At 57.9% G+C, this 18,045-nt stretch carries 18 protein-coding genes; 16 read left to right on the forward strand and 2 right to left on the reverse strand.

All coding sequences use genetic code 11. The features are described 5' to 3' along the window. Positions 1–70: 70 nt before the first annotated feature. The 5 genes from LOKVESSMR4R_RS19385 (at position 71) to LOKVESSMR4R_RS19405 (ending at position 4,503) form a co-directional block, all read left to right on the forward strand. Positions 71–826 (forward strand): SDR family NAD(P)-dependent oxidoreductase, encoded by a 756-nt coding sequence (locus tag LOKVESSMR4R_RS19385; protein ID WP_087213662.1) that lies wholly within the window; start codon positions 71–73, stop codon positions 824–826. Positions 827–902: 76 nt separating this feature from the next. After that, positions 903–1,661, forward strand: a complete 759-nt coding sequence (locus LOKVESSMR4R_RS19390; protein WP_087213665.1) for an electron transfer flavoprotein subunit beta/FixA family protein — start codon at positions 903–905, stop codon at positions 1,659–1,661. Continuing rightward, the gene (locus tag LOKVESSMR4R_RS19395) at positions 1,661–2,581 is read left to right on the forward strand and encodes an electron transfer flavoprotein subunit alpha/FixB family protein (RefSeq protein WP_087213668.1); all 921 of its coding nucleotides are present in this window, start codon (positions 1,661–1,663) and stop codon (positions 2,579–2,581) included. The genes LOKVESSMR4R_RS19390 and LOKVESSMR4R_RS19395 overlap by 1 nt, the downstream gene beginning before the upstream one ends. Before the next feature lie 2 nt (positions 2,582–2,583). Beyond that, positions 2,584–3,783 (forward strand): 3-oxoadipyl-CoA thiolase, encoded by a 1,200-nt coding sequence (pcaF, locus tag LOKVESSMR4R_RS19400; RefSeq protein ID WP_087213671.1) that lies wholly within the window; start codon positions 2,584–2,586, stop codon positions 3,781–3,783. Between the two features lie 225 nt (positions 3,784–4,008). Next, positions 4,009–4,503 carry a helix-turn-helix domain-containing protein gene (locus tag LOKVESSMR4R_RS19405; protein WP_087213673.1) on the forward strand — a complete coding sequence of 165 codons (495 nt, stop codon included), beginning with the start codon at positions 4,009–4,011 and terminating at the stop codon, positions 4,501–4,503. 1 nt (position 4,504) lies between these two features. Here LOKVESSMR4R_RS19405 and LOKVESSMR4R_RS19410 read toward each other — a convergent pair whose 3' ends face one another. Continuing rightward, on the reverse strand, positions 4,505–5,059 hold the full coding sequence (locus tag LOKVESSMR4R_RS19410) for a hypothetical protein (protein ID WP_087213677.1): 555 nt from the start codon (positions 5,057–5,059) through the stop codon (positions 4,505–4,507). 158 nt (positions 5,060–5,217) lie between these two features. Between LOKVESSMR4R_RS19410 and LOKVESSMR4R_RS19415 the strand changes: the two genes are divergently transcribed. Next, entirely contained in the window at positions 5,218–5,565 is a 348-nt protein-coding gene (locus LOKVESSMR4R_RS19415) for a hypothetical protein (RefSeq protein ID WP_237331977.1), read from the forward strand. Positions 5,566–5,679: 114 nt separating this feature from the next. Here the strand turns inward: LOKVESSMR4R_RS19415 and LOKVESSMR4R_RS19420 are convergent, their stop codons facing one another. Further along, complete coding sequence (locus LOKVESSMR4R_RS19420; protein WP_087212231.1) at positions 5,680–8,631, reverse strand: Tn3 family transposase; 2,952 nt, start codon at positions 8,629–8,631, stop codon at positions 5,680–5,682. Positions 8,632–8,771: 140 nt separating this feature from the next. Here LOKVESSMR4R_RS19420 and LOKVESSMR4R_RS19425 point away from each other — a divergent pair, with 140 nt between their 5' ends. From LOKVESSMR4R_RS19425 to LOKVESSMR4R_RS19475, 10 genes are all read left to right on the forward strand, one after another. Beyond that, positions 8,772–9,338 (forward strand): recombinase family protein, encoded by a 567-nt coding sequence (locus LOKVESSMR4R_RS19425; RefSeq protein WP_087212234.1) that lies wholly within the window; start codon positions 8,772–8,774, stop codon positions 9,336–9,338. A gap of 3 nt (positions 9,339–9,341) precedes the next feature. Further along, on the forward strand, positions 9,342–9,926 hold the full coding sequence (locus tag LOKVESSMR4R_RS19430) for a lytic transglycosylase domain-containing protein (protein ID WP_087213685.1): 585 nt from the start codon (positions 9,342–9,344) through the stop codon (positions 9,924–9,926). 15 nt (positions 9,927–9,941) lie between these two features. Further along, positions 9,942–10,226, forward strand: a complete 285-nt coding sequence (locus LOKVESSMR4R_RS19435; protein ID WP_087213687.1) for a TrbC/VirB2 family protein — start codon at positions 9,942–9,944, stop codon at positions 10,224–10,226. A gap of 112 nt (positions 10,227–10,338) precedes the next feature. Continuing rightward, entirely contained in the window at positions 10,339–10,617 is a 279-nt protein-coding gene (locus tag LOKVESSMR4R_RS19440) for a type IV secretion system protein VirB3 (protein ID WP_087213690.1), read from the forward strand. Then, positions 10,607–12,982, forward strand: a complete 2,376-nt coding sequence (locus LOKVESSMR4R_RS19445; protein WP_087213694.1) for a type IV secretion system protein B4 — start codon at positions 10,607–10,609, stop codon at positions 12,980–12,982. The genes LOKVESSMR4R_RS19440 and LOKVESSMR4R_RS19445 overlap by 11 nt, the downstream gene beginning before the upstream one ends. A gap of 380 nt (positions 12,983–13,362) precedes the next feature. After that, entirely contained in the window at positions 13,363–14,403 is a 1,041-nt protein-coding gene (locus LOKVESSMR4R_RS19455; RefSeq protein ID WP_087213186.1) for an IS110 family transposase, read from the forward strand. A gap of 570 nt (positions 14,404–14,973) precedes the next feature. After that, positions 14,974–15,867 (forward strand): lytic transglycosylase domain-containing protein, encoded by an 894-nt coding sequence (locus tag LOKVESSMR4R_RS19460; protein ID WP_237331978.1) that lies wholly within the window; start codon positions 14,974–14,976, stop codon positions 15,865–15,867. Beyond that, entirely contained in the window at positions 15,864–16,631 is a 768-nt protein-coding gene (locus LOKVESSMR4R_RS19465; protein ID WP_087213703.1) for a type IV secretion system protein, read from the forward strand. Before LOKVESSMR4R_RS19460 ends, LOKVESSMR4R_RS19465 begins: the two co-directional genes overlap by 4 nt. Then, complete coding sequence (locus tag LOKVESSMR4R_RS19470; RefSeq protein WP_237331979.1) at positions 16,628–17,011, forward strand: hypothetical protein; 384 nt, start codon at positions 16,628–16,630, stop codon at positions 17,009–17,011. The genes LOKVESSMR4R_RS19465 and LOKVESSMR4R_RS19470 overlap by 4 nt, the downstream gene beginning before the upstream one ends. After that, positions 17,011–18,024 (forward strand): type IV secretion system protein, encoded by a 1,014-nt coding sequence (locus tag LOKVESSMR4R_RS19475; protein ID WP_087213705.1) that lies wholly within the window; start codon positions 17,011–17,013, stop codon positions 18,022–18,024. The genes LOKVESSMR4R_RS19470 and LOKVESSMR4R_RS19475 overlap by 1 nt, the downstream gene beginning before the upstream one ends. The last annotated feature ends 21 nt before the right edge of the window (positions 18,025–18,045 follow it).

The raw sequence follows: 18,045 nt of genomic DNA on the forward strand, positions 1-18,045 counted from the left end.
ACTCCGCCGGAGCATCCAGAATCTCCGGCGGAACCAATTTATTTTGTCCATGAAAACTAGGGAGAGAGCTATGGAACGGGTATCCGGAAAAGTCGCACTGGTAACAGGTGGCGCGATGGGCATGGGAAAAGCCCATTGTGAAACGTTGGCACGTGAAGGTGCGCATGTATTTGTAACCGACCGTGATACGGACGCGGGTGAAAGCGTAGTAAAAGGCATCACTGAAGCCGGAGGGAAGGCCGAATTCATTCAACATGATGTGACGCTTGAAGAAGATTGGAAGAATGTCATCTCTACGGTAGAATCAATTGCCGGTCGGCTTGATGTGCTAGTGAACAACGCTGGCATTCTCATTCTTAAGCCGCTCCACGAAACCTCGCCTGACGAATTTGACATGACGTTCAACGTCAATGTACGCGGTATTTATCTCGGCATCCGAGCCGCGGTTCCATTGATGAAAGAGGCCGAAAAAGCATCTATTATCAATATTTCTTCAATCTATGGGATTGTTGGCGCCGCTTCGGCGGGAGCCTACATTGGATCCAAAGGCGCCGTACGGATGTTGACCAAATCCTGCGCAGTCGACCTGGCCGAAAGTGGCATACGTGTCAATTCGATCCATCCCGGTGTCATCGATACTCCCATGACAAAAGATCTGCTACACGCCGACGAAGAGACCCGGCAGGCAATTCTGGGGGCGACGCTACTCAAGCGGCCAAGCAAACCTGAAGAGGTTTCGAATGCGGTCCTGTTCCTCGCATCGGATGAGTCATCGTTCGTTCACGGAGCAGAGATTGTAGTAGATGGCGGTTATACTGCGAATTGACAGGGACCCATCCCAAGTAACGGCCTGGAATCCGGGCCGTTACCGCCATTGCAAATTTCCAAGATGATAAACGCCAATGAAAATAATTGCGCCTATAAAACGCCTAATTGACTACAATGTGAAGGTTCGCGTGAAGGCGGACGGGAGCGGAGTTGATCTCGCGAATGTGAAGATGTCGATGAACCCGTTCGACGAGATTGCGGTCGAAGAGGCGATCCGGTTGAAGGAAGCGGGCAAGGCGGACGAGGTTGTCGTCGTCTCGATCGGCGTGAAGCAGGCGAAGGAAACGCTGCGCACGGCGCTGGCGATGGGCGCGGACCGGGCGATCCTGGTTCTGGCCGCTGACGACGTGCACCAAGACATCGAGCCGCTGGCCGTTGCCAAGATCCTGAAGGCCGTGATCGACGCCGAGGCGCCGGGCCTGGTAATCGCAGGCAAGCAGGCGATCGACAACGACATGAACGCGACCGGCCAGATGCTGGCCGCCCTGCTGGGCTGGGGTCAGGCGACCTATGCCTCGGAACTGGCGATCGAGGGCGAACATGCCGTCGTGACCCGTGAAGTGGACGGCGGTCTGCAGACCATCAAGGTGAAGCTGCCGGCGATCGTCACCGCCGACCTGCGCCTGAACGAGCCGCGCTATGCCTCTTTACCCAACATCATGAAAGCAAAGAAAAAACCGCTGGACGAGAAGACCGCCGCCGATTTCGACGTCGATGTCACGCCGCGCCTGACCGTCGTCAAGACGGCAGAGCCCGCCGCGCGTTCGGCCGGGGAAATGGTTGGTTCGGTCGACGAGTTGGTGTCGAAGCTGAAAGAAAAGGGGATCGTGTAATGGCTGTTCTTCTCCTTGCAGAAATCGCCGGTGGTGCACTGGCGCTGGACGCCACCGCCAAGGCGGTGACCGCTGCCAAATCGCTGGGCGATGTGACCGTTCTGGTTGCGGGCCCCGCTGCCGCAAGCGAAGCCGCGTCGAAGATCGACGGCGTGGCGAAGGTTCTGGTCGCGGATGACGCGGCCTACGCCAACGGCCTGGCCGAGCCGGTTGCCGATCTGGTGGTCAGCCTGGCAGGCAATTATGAACATATCGTTGCTCCCTCCACGGCGAGCGCGAAAAACATCCTGCCGCGCGTCGCGGCGCTGCTGGACGTGATGGTTCTGTCGGACGTGACCGCGGTCGTGGACGGCGCCACGTTTGAACGCCCGATCTACGCGGGCAACGCGATGCAGACGGTAAAATCCAGCGATTCCAAGAAGGTACTGACCGTCCGCACCACCGCGTTCGACGCGGCGGGCCAGGGTGGTTCGGCCGCCGTGGAAGTTATCGCCGCCGCTGGCGACGCGGGCCTGAGCGCCTGGGTCGAGGACAAGGTCGCGGCGTCGGATCGCCCGGAACTGACCTCGGCCAAGATCGTGGTCTCGGGTGGCCGCGGCGTGGGTTCCGAGGAAAATTTCCAGATTATTGAAGCACTTGCGGACAAGCTGGGGGCCGCTGTCGGAGCCTCGCGCGCGGCTGTGGACAGCGGGTTCACGCCCAACGACCGGCAGGTCGGCCAGACCGGCAAGGTCGTGGCGCCCGAACTGTACATCGCGGTCGGAATTTCCGGGGCAATTCAACACCTTGCAGGCATGAAGGACAGCAAAGTCATCGTCGCCATCAACAAGGACGAAGAGGCCCCGATCTTCCAGGTCGCCGACTACGGCCTGGTCGCAGACCTGTTCGACGCCGTCCCGGATATGACAAAGGCACTCTAAGAATGACAAACGTCTACATCTGCGATTACATCCGCACACCAATCGGTCGCTATGGCGGCGCGCTTTCTTCTGTGCGAGCCGACGATCTTGGCGCAATCCCACTCAGGGCCCTGGCCAGCCGAAACCCAAACCTAGATCTAGCTGCTGTCGACGAAGTGATCTTCGGCTGTGCGAACCAGGCCGGAGAGGACAACCGCAATGTGGCACGTATGTCGCTGCTATTGGCCGGGTACCCGGAAACCGTCCCAGGCACGACGATAAACCGGCTCTGCGGTTCGGGTATGGATGCGGTCATCACTGCGGCCCGCGCGATCAAAGCCGGCGAGGCCAGCATCATCATCGCTGGCGGCGTCGAAAGCATGTCCCGCGCGCCGTTCGTGATGCCGAAAGCCACCTCAGCATTTTCGCGCGCCACCTCGGTCGAGGACACCACGATTGGCTGGCGCTTCGTAAACAAATTGATGAAGGCCCAGCATGGCGTCGATTCGATGCCCGAAACCGCTGAAAATGTGGCCGAAGATTTCAATATCAATCGCGCGGATCAGGATGCATTCGCCCTGCGTTCGCAGCAAAAAGCCGGCCATGCAATGATCAGCGGACGCCTTGCGCGTGAAATTGTGCCTGTCCAGATTCCCCAGCGAAAGGGCGATCCGATCATTGTCGCCGAGGACGAACATCCGCGCCCGGGCACGACGCCGAGCGATTTGGCCAAACTCAAAACCTTCGTCAAGGCCGATGGCACTGTGACGGCGGGAAACTCCTCGGGTGTGAATGATGGAGCAGCCGCAATTATTCTCGCGACCAAAGAGGCGGCAGCAAAGCACGGCCTGACACCAATCGCAAAAGTCCTTGGCGGCGCCACCGCGGGTGTTGCACCCCGCATCATGGGCTTCGGACCCTCTCCAGCCTCAAAAAAGCTGATGCAGCGCTTGGGCCTCAAGCAAGAAAACTTTGCAGTGATCGAACTCAATGAGGCATTTGCTTCCCAAGGCTTGGCGACTCTCCGCGCTCTCGGGATCGCAGATGATGATCCTCGCGTAAACCCAAATGGCGGTGCGATTGCTCTAGGACATCCACTCGGCATGTCTGGTGCACGAATTACAGGAACCGCAATGCTGGAGTTAAGGCCCGGCGAAATGTCGTTGTCGACCATGTGTATTGGCGTAGGCCAAGGCATCGCAATCGCGCTGGAAGCTGTGTAAATGAAAACGCACAAACATTAACATAACCCTGATTATGCGCATTTGAATTTCATCCTCTACCTCCTCCCTGTGGGTGAAGTACTGGCGGCACTGACCTTCTCAGTGTCGCCCCTTTTTAATTTTTAGATTTTCCGTTTAAAAACATATACTTTTAATCCACCCAACCGAACGAATGTATAATATAGTGAGTGGCTAAATGTGATCCACTGTGGCGTTTTCAGTCGCATGAAACTTCGTCACCAAGTGGGCCTCAACATTCAAAAACTGCGCCGCGAGCGCGGCATTAGTCAGGAAGATCTTGCACTGATGGCGAAGATCAATCGTGGCTATATGGGCAAGCTGGAAAATGCGAAGAATTCAGCCAGTTTAGACATGGTTGAGAGGATCGCGACGGCCTTGAATGTCGTGCCGTCTTGGCTGCTTGTCGGTGACGAGCCTTTCCAGTTTGTACAACGCTTCGATAAAGAAAAGGGAGTGTTTCGCCCAATGGAAATCGCCGATGAAAATTCAAAACCAAGCCCCAAGAAACCCAAACGCCTAAAGGCGAATATTGTTCAAGAAGGCGTCATTCTTTCTGACGAGTCCGCCGTTGTGGTTTGGAGCGACTACACTTGGAACAACGGCGAAATTATTCGATATTGGGAGAAGGGTTTGGAAAACATTCCTGAGACCATGATCACGGTTCGCGACATTGCGACTTCAAAGGTTCGCGAACGCTGAATTAGTATCGAAACCACTCCGAATGATCCATTGCGCCCTCATAGTCACTGTATTCCATCATCACAGCACGGCCTGCCCCAAGCGTCAGAATGCTCTGCCCGTTTTCAGAGAGTATGGAACTTGGCCAAGGCGTATAGGAGCCATACTGGCGGCTGATGTATCGACACGTGCGGTTTTCACCATCGCAAGATCTCAGTGACCAACTCCATTGTGGACCATCGCGCCCGTTCGTGTAGGCCCCCTGCCACCACAAGACGCGGGTTTTCCTCAGCCAGGCATATTCCGATGTCGAAATATCCAAATCTGCTTCACCGCCCGGCCCACCGAGTGCGACGGGAACGGCTGCATAGGTGCAAACCCCGAATGGAGGTCTACTGGGCCAAGGCGTAATGCGCCGGATCATGGTTCTAAACGCGGCTGCACAGACAGCACTCGGCGGAAAGCCACCCGCCATGCAGAGCATGATGGCGCAATCCATATCGTAGGCATGGGCCTTTCTTACCTGAACGGGGAGAATCACTCCGGCCAGGACACCTGCTAAAATCCACTTCTTCATGATTGTACTCTCGCAAAGTCACTTCAACTATAGGCAGAATATCGCCTCTTTCATCAATTTCAACGTTTTTTATATTTTGTCCTTTTTGTATGTATTGACTCCAATCTTGTATTTTGTTTGGAATGATTAATGTAGAAGGTCTCTCAAGGGGAGAGACCATGCCAATAGCAAGACACCTTAGTTTGATCACCTTGGATGGTGTGAAGGACCTCATCGAGAGGAAGGTAGCGTTCAGCTGTCGGTATGAGCTTGTCGAGGTCACGGGAGATGGAAAGCCGCGCTATCAGTGCATCTACTCCGTGGGCGACGAAGAGCTTATCCTCGTGGCGACTAAGGTCCAAAAACACGGACCCGAAGTACGCAAGTTCGCGATCTGGCCCGGGTTGGTTAATCACCACAACGCTTACGGAGACGGCAAGCCGGTCTCTATTGATCTTGATGTCAGTAAGCTGGATGGCGACGCCGTGCTCGGCGGATCTTCTGGTGATCAAGGGCGGGTTCACTAGATCCTCGAACTGGACGTTTCACGATGAGCGGGACGGGGCGGCGACCGCTGTAATGGCCCCATCGGAAGGTTTCTTCGTAGAACCACGCTAAGGGGGAACTTTCAGAGAACATCTTCACGTTCCCCAGTCTCTGGCTGGTCTGATGTTTAGCGGCCGCGCAATTTTGCGGCCAGCGGCCCCAGAATGCCAATCGAAGTCGCCGGAGAGGATGACGTGTTCCCACCCGAGCGGCGAGGTATGCGGAAGCAGCTTGGCGTCGTAGAACGGGCTGGTCTGCGCGAGGTGGCTGGCCGCTCTGTCCATATAGATCGTGTTCCAGAACGTGATGGCAGCAATGACGAGGTTGAGTGCCATGGCGCGTTTCTGTTGTGCCGCGTCAGAGCGATCATGAATGCGCCCTTGTGAGTGGGCAAAGACGGCTTTCGCCAGCGAGTGGCGCGCTTCACCCTTGTTCAAGCCCGCATGGCATTCCATGCGCAGGTCGGCGTTCTCGATCCAGTCGAGCATGAAGAGCGTGCGTTCGATTCGACCGATTTCACCCAAGGCGAGGTAGAGCCGGTTTTGCTGGCGGTACGCCCCAAGCTTGCGCAGGATTTCAGACGGTTTCAGAGACTTGTCCCGAATGCTGGCCGCGAGCCGCATGATATCGCCCCAATGCTGCCGGATCACCTCTTCGTTGATTGGCTTCCCGATGAGGGGTGACAGGGTGGGCCACGACTTCGCGCCACCGAAGCATGCCAACCGCCGATCGGGAAAGTCGCGCAAGCGCGGCGCAAACGTCATTCCCAACAGATGGAACAAGGCGAAGACGTGATCCGATACGCCGCCAGTATCTGTGTAGTGAACGAGGGGGTCGAAGCTGGCTGGGTTGCTCAGAAGGCCGTCGAGCACAAATGGCGCTTCTCCTGCGGTCGCCCCGATGACGCTGGAATGGAACGATCCGTACTGGCCAGACAGGAAGGAGTAGATTTTCAGGCCAGGGTCTGGCCCGTATTTGGCGTTGATAAGGCCACTGCCACGATTGGCAGAGAAAAACTGGCCATCCGATGAGCTGTGCGCCGCTGCGCCCCAATGTTGCGCGAAGGGCAGGCCATGATTACTATCGACAATGCGGCCCAAGGCATCCGCGAACGTCTCGGGCCGAAGGTACCATGTCTGCGCCCAAGTCAGCTGCGCATGGCTGACACGTGATGAAGCGTGGGCCATCCGCTCCAAGCCAAGATTGGTGGCCCCTGCAAGGATCGTGGCCAGAACGGCGGCGGGCTCATCGTGCTGCTTGCCAGACCGCAGGTCAGTGAAGGCATCGAGGAACCCGGTCTGTGCATTTACCTCCCAGAGCAATTCCGTGATGCGGATGCGCGGCATCAGGGCGTCAATCGCCCGTTCCAAGCGCGACGCAGCGGGCGGTGTGACCGCGTCATGCGGCGTAATTTTCAACCGCCCGCGCTCAATTCGGACACCAGAGAGCGCATTGCGTTTCAGGGCGCGATCCACCTGGGCCAAACGTTTCGCCAACATGGCACGACGATCCGTCAGCCATACTCCCGGATCTGTCTCAAAGCCCGCGTCGCGCATGACAGTTTCCGCTGTATCCCGGGGCATCAGATAGCTGTCGAACCGGCGATATTCGCGACTGCCATCGACCCAAACATCTCCCGCACGCAGACGGTCTCGCAAGGTGGACACAACGGCGGTTTCGTACACGCGCCGCTGTGGTTGACCGTTGTGGTAGATCAACGACGGCCAATGCTTGGCGGCGAACGGCATGGGCAGATCATCGGGCAACTTGCGTTTGCCAGTGCGGTTCTGATCACGCAGCAAGGCGATTGCATCTTTGAGGTCATCCCCCGCATCAGTGGCATTGAACTGGAAAGTCTCCAGAAAGGCAGGGGCGAACCTGCGCATATAGGCATAGCGCTCAGCCGCCAGAGAAAGCGGATCACTGGTTGCCAGCTCCCCGAAGTCGGCAATTTCGTCACGCTTGCCCAAGAGAATGTCCCACCCAACGTCCTCATCCAGCGCAGCAAAGGGATCTTGCCCCGTGTCCTGCGCGCGGGCCATGGCATCAATGGATGCACCGAAGAGTTGCATCAGCTTGCCAACCCGAGTCTTCCCCATACGCCAAACCTCCTCCTGATGGTTGCGGGATCTTGAGAAGAGCTGGCCGGTCAGTCGCTCGAACATGGCGATCGTCGCGTCGGTGATCGTGATGGATAAATCCGCCGTCTGTGCCGCGAGCGTTGCGATCCGCCGCCGCTCGCCAAAATCGTTCAGCAAGCTGACGGGCGCTACAGCGCCTTCACGCGCAAACTTGAGCAGACGGTCCGGGTGCAGACCCTGGCCAAGATCTGGCGGCAGATTCAATGATCGCAGATATTTCAAGCGGTCCAGAAGCGCGGCCATGCTGGCCGGGCTGGTCGAGTGCGGAAAGCCGCGCAACCATGTGAGCCGCGTTTGCCCTACGGACGGGTCATTCACCAAGAGCGCCTGCAAATGGTCACGCTGCTCCAGTGAGAGGGCATCAAACAGCGCCGCGGCAGCCGCACGCCGGGCGCGCGCTCGGCCCTTCAAGGCGAGGCGCTCAAGCGTGTCTACGCTTGGTAATACCAGATGGTGCTTGCGCAAATCCGCAATCAGCGTCTCTACAATTTTCACGCCATGATCCGTTGCGAAGGCCGCACTCGTGGCGATATCCTCTGCCTGCTGCACATGTTCAGGTCCGAAAGGGGACAGCCCCAAATGGCGCATCGCGAGGGCATGGTGTTCATGCCGCGTATTTCGCCTGACGGCATAGTCGTCGAGAGAACAGGTGCCGACCTGAAGTTGTTCGGCAAGCCAGGCGATCAGTTCAGCTGGCGGCATCATACCTTCGCTCCACCCCAAGCCGGGGTAGCGCAGCAAGCAAATATGTACCGCAACACCAAGGTGGTTTTCGGCGCGGCGGCGAGTACGGATCAGATCAATGTCATCTCCGCTCAGCAGATAGCGGCGAATCAAAGCGTCAGAATCTGTCGGCACCCCGAAAAGGTCCGCATACGCGCGGGATGAAAGAAGTCTACGGCCCATAAGGTGTCCTCAAAACGTTGTTGCAAGTTTGAAGACACCGAATATTATAGAGACTGATAAAAAGACACATTTGACGTGCCAAACTGGGTTCAGAATGGTCATGTCAACTCAGGCCATAAAACGGCCGTTTTGGAGACACCATGCCACGCACTGGCGACATCCTCGGATACGCAAGGGTCTCAACCGCCGACCAAGACCTGTCCGGCCAAAAAGACCGGCTGCTGCAACACGGTGCCATTCGCGTGTTCGAGGACGTGATCTCCGGCAAGACGTTCAACCGGCCCGGTTTGGCAGCCTTGCTTGATCAGGCCAGACCCAACGATACCCTCGCCGTCATCCGCCTTGATCGGTTGGGGCGCTCGCTAAAGGAACTCCTGGAAACCGTTGACGGCCTCAAAGCCAGAGAGATCAACCTCATCAGCCTCGAGGAGCGGATCGATACCACATCCGCCGCTGGAGAACTCGTATTCCACGTGTTCGGGGCCATTGCGCATTTCGAGCGCCGCCTGATCTCAGAGCGCACCAAAGATGGCCTGATCAACGCCCGAAAGCATGGTCGCAACCCTGGACGGCCGACATTGCCACCAGAGACAATCTCAGCCCTCCAAGATCTTGTCGGTGCCGGAAAATCCGTAGCCCAGGCCGCAAAACATCTCGGCATAGGCAGATCAACAGCTTACAAGGTCATCAGAAACACCACGCAGTAAGCCATGTTCAGGCTTCGTTCTTCCTTGGCGTGGTTCTACGAAGAAACCTTCCGATGGGGCCTAATCGCTCCGACGCCCTCAAACAGTGCTCGGCCTGCAATTCTGGCCGCCATTCAAGCAACTGCCACGCGCCATCAGAACAACCGTGCGCTGGCATCCGTTGGTCTCACTGCCAGAGATTGGCAGATCCTGTTTCAGGCGATGATTGAGGCCGAAAGCGCCTACAATCCAACCGCACAAAGCCCCGTTGGTGCCTATGGCCTAGGCCAGCTTATGCCGGCAACCGCGCGGGACCTTGGCGTTGATCGCAATGATATGCCTCAGAACCTTGATGGTGCCGCACGTTATCTCCTCGCGCAGTTGGCAAGCTTTCGGGACATTGATCTGGCGTTGGCCGCCTATAACGCAGGCCCGCACCGCGTTGTCGAATACCAAGGCATTCCGCCTTTTGTCGAGACACACACCTATATCGCGCGCGTCAATCGCATCCGCACCCGCCTTTCTACATCGCCCAATCCAAATGCCTCGACCCGAGTTGCGCAAGATGCTCCTTCGGATCGACCGGCGCTTGTTCTCACCCTTAACTGACCCGCGAGGCTTCCCATGTCCAAACATCGAATAACCCGTCAATGTATCAAGCTGGGCCTTCTGCTCAGCCTGGCGGCCTCACCTGCTTTGGCTCAAGACCTCTCTCCGATCCAAACTATGTTAGAATCCGTCGAGTCTGCCCTGACCGGCCCCATCGGGATTTCGGTGGCAACACTCGCGGTCATCGGCACCGGCTTCATGTGTATGATGGGCCGCCTGAACTGGGGTTGGTTCGCATCCGTCATCATCGGTATCGTGCTGATCTTCTCGGCAGGCACCATCGTCGACGGGTTCGCGTGATGTGCACGAACCACACAGTGACTGTTCCGCAAAATAGCCGCTTTCGATGCGAAACACTCAAGTGTGTTTCCCGCAATGATGAATCCTTTTTGTTAGGCGGGAAGCACATCTGATGGCAGAGCGATCCTCTCTCTTCTTAGGCCTCGCGCGGCCGCCAAAGTACCTAGGCCTCCCTGTCGGATACCTGGTGGCCTTGTCTATGGGGATCGTTCTGCCGTTCATCTGGACCAAATCCATGGTCTTCTTTCTGATCGGGATCGTCGCCTATCCCATTCTCTGGTTTGTTGCCGACAAGGAACCGCATTTCTTTGAGGTATTGAGGGTGTCTTTTGGCACCGTCCGCGCCACCAAGAACCGTAAGCTCTGGGGAGGGGATAGCTTTGGCGCTTGATCAGACCAAATCTCGTCCCGTTGCCTCAGCGGTTCTGGAAGCTGGTGGCCAAGACTTTGCCCGAGAGAGTTACCTCGGTGAACATCTGCCGTATTTTTCGCTGGTCGGCGACGATGTGATGGTTCTGCGCGAAGGCGATCTCATGGCAACTCTGCGCCTTGATGGCATGAACCCGATGACCACGCCCGATGATCAATTGGACGCCCTTAAACGTGCGGTAGCCGCAATTGTTGCACAGACGGGTAATGTCTTTGGCTACTACATCCACCGGATATCCGTACCACAAGATCTCTCGTTGTCACCCATAGATGGTGACAGCTTCGCCGCTGAGCTTGACAGGCGATGGCAGCGTCATATCACCGATCTTCAACCCAAGAAGCGCCAGCTTTATCTCAGCATTATCCGCCGCCCGAGTATCGGAGCGCGTTTGCCATTGATCCGCACTCTGGCTCGTAAGGCTTGGGCGAGGGACCGCGACGCTCGGGTACAAGAGCTCAACGAGGTGGTCGGGTTTTTCAAAGTGGCCCTGTCTTCCGCCAACCCGGTGCGCCTTACCCGTGCGGGTGGCGAATGGCTGGGCTATCTCAACGCTTTGAACGCAGGCAGCTTTGCACCCATCGGATTTGGTCAAAGTGCCCTGCCCCTGTCCCATACCTTGAGCAATAGCCGCGCGACCTTTGACGGCGATGTTGTCACCATCGCTTGCGCCACAACCGGAAAGCAGAAGTTTGGATCGCTCTTCAGCATCAAGAGCTACCCGTCGGTGACAGATGTCACGCTGCTCGACGCGTTGGATCTGCCCCTCGATATGGTCCTGACCAACTCCTTCTCGCCAATCCCCGGCAATATCATGGCCGAGCGGATTCAACGCATCATCCGCCAGATGCATGCCTCTGATGATGCCGCCGTCTCTTTGCGTGAAGAGCTTGTGGTCGCGGCAGACGATCAGGAAGCGGGCCGCATTGGATTTGGTGATCATCATCTCTCCGTCGCCGTCTATGCCGATGATCGCGACACGCTTGAACAGGCCGCCGCGCAGATCAAACGGGTCGGCCAAGAAATCATGGCCGTGATCGTGCGCGAGAACATGGCGCTCAAGGCCACTTACTTCGCCCAATCGCCTGGCAACTTTGGCTACCGCGCCCGCAAAACGCCTATCTCATCCGTGAACTTTGCGGACTTCGCGGCGCTGCACGGCAGTGTTGAAGGTCGAAGCAGCAATCAATCCCCCTGGGGCCAGCCGATCTCCATCCTGCCGACCGTCGGTACTGCCGGATACCGGTTCAATTTCCACGAGGTGGGCACGGCCGACAAGGAACCAACCGTGGGACACAGCCTCGTGCTCGGGCGGACGGGGACGGGCAAGACCGTCACAACCGCGTTCCTCGCGGCGCAATCTCAACGCGTTGGCGCGCGTCTGTTCTTCTTTGACAAAGATCGCGGGCTTGAGATGGCCGTGCGCGCCTTGGGCGGACGCTATAAAGAGATCCGCGCTGGTGTGCCCACAGGTCTAAACCCTCTTGCGACCGAAGTTGACGAACGGGGTCGCGCATGGCTCTCCGACTGGCTTTCGACTCTTTTGACCCGTAACGGATCCCTTACCGGCGAGCAGTCCCGCGCGGTGCAGAATGCCGTTGGCCAAAACGCGAATGCGGGTCCAGCCCTGCAGGATTTTGCCTCCTTTGAGACCCTGTTCCAAGCTTTGGATGATGAAGGCGAGCTGCAATCGCGCGTCGCTGAATGGGCCCCCGGCGGTCGCTACGGCTGGGTCTTTGATGAGCCTGAAGGTGGCGAAGCCATCGACATCTCCGGTGAAATCACCGGCTTTGATATGACTGAAATCCTCGACATGACCACCGAACGCATGGCGGTGCTCTCCTACATATTCCGTCAGATTGAACGCGTCGTTGAGGACCGGCGCCCCACCATCATTGTGCTTGATGAAGCCTGGAAGCTTCTGGACGATCCCTACTTTGGCGCACGGCTAGAAAACTGGCTCGTCACATTGCGCAAGATGAACTGCGTCGTGATCATGATGACGCAATACCCCTCGCAGCTCGAAGGCAGCCGCGTCGGCAAAACCATCGTTGAAACCGTCCCGACCCAGATCCTGTTTCCAAATGATCGCGCCAAACCATCCGATTTTGATTTCCTGCGCGTGAACCCCAAAGAGGCGGCTCTCCTGACGGAACCCACCATCGGACAGCGCATCGCGCTGGTCCGCTCGGCCGGGGATTCAGTCTTTGTGGATGCGGATCTAAGCGCCCTCGGCCCCCTGCTCAACATCTTGGGCGGGGGCCGCATTGGCGAAAACCTTGTCGGGCCAGACTGGCGCACCACCCCTGATTTTTGGAGACATCTATGAGACCAAGCCTTGCCTTCCTTGCCCTTGCCGCCGCTCTTTCAGCTTGCGAACGCTACACCGAGGCAACCTCCCCTTGCGTGGGTCGCAAAAACGCGGTGCAAGTGACACGATTTGAGCAAACCCCGTTATCCTTCACCGCACCCGCGCAAGACATCGATTGTGACTTCACGCCCATCGGGGCACCGGCCGCGTGAAATTATCGCGGCACATATCTGCGCTAGTTCTCAGATGCCGTAACAGGGTTCGACCCAAATGGCATCGTTGTGAGTTGATCGACCGTTCGATGTGAGGTGTCGTTGCCCTTGGCACGCTGTGCGGCGTGTCGACGGGGTGGTGCTGTGATGCGCGCCCCAAGTTTTGAACAACGAAAGGACAACGACATGGAAACTTATATCGGATTGGATGTCTCTCTCGCAAGCACTGCGATCTGCACGGTGAGCGCGCAGGGCAAGATCGTCAAGGAAACGACCGCAGTCAGTGAACCGGAGGACCTTGTTGCGACGCTAAAGGCAATTCCTGGGGCTGTTGTTGCAGTGGGCCTAGAAGCCGGTCCTCTCTCGCAATGGCTTTATCGGCATTTGACCGACGCAGGCTTTGCCACAGTGCTGATGGAGACGCGGCAGGTGAAGGGTGCGCTGAAAGCGATGCCCATCAAGACGGACCGTCGGGATGCAGAGGGGATTGCACGGCTGCTGCAGATGGGCTGGTACCGGCCTGTCCATTGCAAATCGATATCAGCTCAAGAGATGCGCGCCCTTCTGGCCACGCGCAAGACTGTCCAGCAGGCGGCGATGAATCTCGAACTATCGATCCGTGGTGTGTTGCGAAACTTTGGACTGAAGATGGGACGTGTTGCAAAGGGTCGCTTTGAAGCGCGGGTGCAGGAACTGACCGAAGGTAATCCCATGCTGGAGGCTGCAGCTACCCCGATCCTTGCATCACGACGGATGCTGCGACAGGAACTGGCCAGTTTGGAGAAGCTCCTGCGCAACCACGCCAAGGAAGACCCGGTCTGTCACTCGCTCATGACGATGCCTGGGGTTGGTCCCGTCGTGGCCCTGACCGTCAAGGCGTCTATTGATGACCCGGAGCGGTTCCGATCTTCCAAGGACATCGGTCCGTGGGTTGGGTTGACCCCGCGACGTGAGCAGTCAGGCGAGCGCGACATCATTGGCCAAGTGTCTCGGGCTGGCGATGTTGGGCTGCGCACGGCGCTGTACCAGGCAGCGACGGTCATGCTGCATCGCGGCCGCAAGAACTGGCTGACCGCATGGGCGCTGAATGTCGCCAAGCGGCGGGGCAAAAAGCGCGCCACTGTTGCGCTCGCGCGACGGATCGGGGTGGTTCTGCATCGTATGTGGAAGGACGGCACGGACTTCCGCTTCACCCGGGAAGAGGCCGCACACGTTGCTACTGCATAGGAGTAACTCTGCGATGCACGCCCAAAACAAGGTTGAAATATAGGAGGTTTGGCCGCGCCCGATGGCGCTGGTTCACCGATGTCCCAACCCGGGACGCGGTCCCCGATGATGCCGTGAGTGCGCTAGTCATCAGGCACGCTGTCTGAGGACGCTGTTGAGATAGGCACGCGGGAACCGCTCTTGGACTTGGCATGATGTGGCAGCCGCAGCGCTGACTACGGACAGAAGCACGATCCCGATGCGGGACAACACTCGGTCGCCAGCGTATCCAGCAACGCGTTTACCCATAACTCACAACACCGATGACGCAGCACGTGGTGGCCAACTTAACCGTTCGGCCATTGGCTTCGTGTCGAAAATTTCTCTTGACCTCGACCACCCTGTTACAGAAGCACACTCCCTGCGCTGGCCTTCGCGCAAGGCGTGCCCACAACGGATCGCACGGCAATCGCGCGCAATGTCTCGATCTTTGACAGCCTGCTTGAGGATCTGGGGGTACAGAGCGACATCGATGGTGTCGGCGCAACCATCAAAGAGTTGGAAGCCGATCAACTGCGCGTCTTGGACGAAATGGCCGCTGCCATCACCGGACCCGGCTTTAATATTGCAGCCCTTGAAGGCAATGCAGATTTTGGCACGGATCAGATCTATCCCGAGGCCTCCAATCATCCGATGGATGCGCGCCTCTTTGGGGAGGGGCGCGAAACCGTTGAGATGATGATCGTACAGGTCGCCTCGGAATATGCGGGTGCGCCGGGTGTGGCGCGCGCAGGGATGTCGCCCACGCAGTGGCGCTGTCTGTTTCAGGCTCTGATCAAGCAGGAAAGTCGCTTCAACATCACCGCGACCAGCCCGGTTGGGGCCTACGGTCTCACCCAGCTTATGCCTGGCACCGCCTCTGACATGGGTGTTAATTCCAACGTCCCGATTGAAAACCTGCGCGGTGGCGCGCGCTACATCACCACCCAACTTAATGCCTTTGGCACCATCCCCAAAGCCCTGGCCGCGTATAATGCAGGCCCCGGGCGCGTGATTGAGTATGGCGGCGTGCCTCCCTTTGCCGAGACCCAAGGCTACGTGCGCAACATCTCAAAATTCTACAACGAATATCTCGCGGTCGTGGGCGGGGCGGACGCCTTGGGTACGCTCTCGCCCTCTGATTATGCCCTCGCGGAATACGCCAATATCTCGGATGCCGGTGTCTATTATGCCGCCGACAGCTTTGCGACGACGACGCAGGTCATCAACCGACTGCGCGCGATCATCCAGCAGATCGATGCGCAACCCAATGCGAAGGCAGCCTGGGAACTCAACACTTATGCCAAGGCCGAGATCGGCCGGGTCCTCAGCCTGCGCGTCCGGTTGATGGCCGCCAATCAGGTCCGCGAAGCGGCCTTTGCCCAGCATCTGGCCGCAGACCGCCTGACGGAGCGGGAATTCATGCAAATGGGAGTTTCTGAATGAGACGTTTTTTTCTCGCCACGACAGTTTCACTGAGTGCCATCCTGCCGATACCCGGATCGGCGCAAGGCGTGCCAACCTTTGATGGCAGCCAATTGGGCCAGCTTGTCGCGCAACTTGAGCATATGGCGACAGACCTCAACGTGCAGCTTCAGCAACTGGCCACCATGCGCCAGGAGTTGGAAACACAAATCTCGCAACTCCTCAATCTCGAAGCCCAGCTGAAATCCCTGATTGATGGCAACGCTCTGGGGGAGCTTTTTGCCACCATCGAAGAGTTTGAACGTCTCAAGGGAAGCCTGCTGGCCCCGATTGAGACAGCCCGAAGTCTTGCGGATGGAGATTTCCTCTCAGGGTTCAAACCCGACCGCGGTCTTGATCGCCAGGTCAGGCGCTTGCTCGAAGGCAGTGGTTTCTCCTCCGAAACCCTCGCCCGCCTGTCCTCCTCTGACGAGCCCGCCGACAATCGGATCGCCACCCAAGCCGGGGCCAGTGCCATGCTGTCGGTGGCAGCGCAAGAAAGCCACGAAGAGGCGGGTGAAAGCCTTGATCGGCTCGAAACCATGGTTGGCCTGATTGATGACCAAGATGGTCTGAAGGCCGCCGTCGATTTAAACACCCGCGTCACCGCGGAGCTTGGCATCATTCTCACCCAAATTTGGCGGCTCGAGGCCGCGCAAGGCGTCAGTGCGGGGCAGTTGGGCGTTGTTGACGCCTCCACACTGGCCGCAGAGCGTAGCTTTAGAACCATGGCGGTAGATGAATGAAACACCTCGTCGCATCCGTCGCTCTGTTCACCCTGCCGCTTGCAAGCCTTACAAACGCAGATTCCAGTGATTTTTCCACGATGGCGGTTGGAGAGGGCACGCCCTCGGCCTGCGAAGCGCCGCGTCCCCCGGCAAGCCTTAATCCGTCGCCATATGTCCGCAACGGCTACCGCGCCATCCTGCGGATTATGGCCGCCGAGCGCTGGAAAGAGACCGGCTCATGTGAATGTTATCTCACCCAAATTCCTTGGGACGAGGTCGTCTTGGAGGCTGAAGGCTATGTAACTTCTGACAATCCACTGCTGCCGTTCAAGGTCGCGGAATTGCGTCTGCAAGCGGATGAATTGCTCGCCACCCGCGATGCGGCTTGCGCCAACTGATGGGGGTTATTCGCGACATCCTTGGCCAAGTGGACGCCGCCGTTGATACGGTCGCGCAATCCGGATTTGTGACCAATGCAGCCGTGATTGGTGACGTATTGTCCACCGGAGCAGCCCTGCTGCTGATCCTTCTTGGCATCAATGTCGTGATGCAACTCAGACCCATGAGCTTTGGCAGTTTCTTTGCCTTTGGCATCAAGCTGCTGCTTATTTCGATATTCGCACAGACCTGGGCGAACTTTGAGATCATCTACAACATCGCCACCGACGTGCCCGACAGCATAGGCGCTGCTATCCTTGATCTGACGGCCTCCGGCGATGAGGCGGGTGTCTATGAGAGCCTCGACCGTATGGTCGCACGCATAACGGCCTATGGTGATGCCATCGGAGATGGCGCTGGCTGGGTCTTTGGTGCGGTTCTGGGCGCGATCTTCTTTGTGCTCTCCGCCCTCTTTGCCGCCATCACGGCAGGCATCATTGCATTCGCCAAAATCGTCTTCGCGCTGATGATCGTGATCGCGCCCTTCATGATCCTTTGCTCCCTGTTCAAACCCACCCATTCGCTGTTTGAGGCGTGGGCGCGCGCCACCATCGGCTATGCCCTGATGCCTGTCGCAGCGGCCGGGGCCGCGGGGATCATCGTGGCCATCGCCGAAGCCATTGGCGATGCATCCACTGATCCCGGTGATGTTGCCACTGTCAGCTTAATCTTGCCGTTTCTCGTCATTCTGATCCTGAGTGCCGGGATCATGGCTTCCGTACCCTACATTGCTTCAAACCTCACAGGGGTCATGGGTATCGCCTCCAACGCCGTTGGCATCACCGGACTTGCACGGCGTGGCATGGTCAATACCAGCATGTATGGCACGGGCGGGGCCACCCGGCTGGCCACCGGCAGAACACCCCAAGAGATGCGGCGCGGTGTCAGTGATGGTCTCACAACCGTTGGCAGCGCCGTCAGGCAAAGCCCCGGGGCCGCCCTTGGCGTCCTCAAGAGCTTTCGCAAGCCCTGATCCTTCCCTCGTAAACTTCCA

The sequence above is a fragment of the Yoonia vestfoldensis genome (genome assembly GCF_002158905.1).
In the GTDB taxonomy this organism is placed as follows: Bacteria; Pseudomonadota; Alphaproteobacteria; order Rhodobacterales; family Rhodobacteraceae; genus Yoonia; species Yoonia vestfoldensis_B.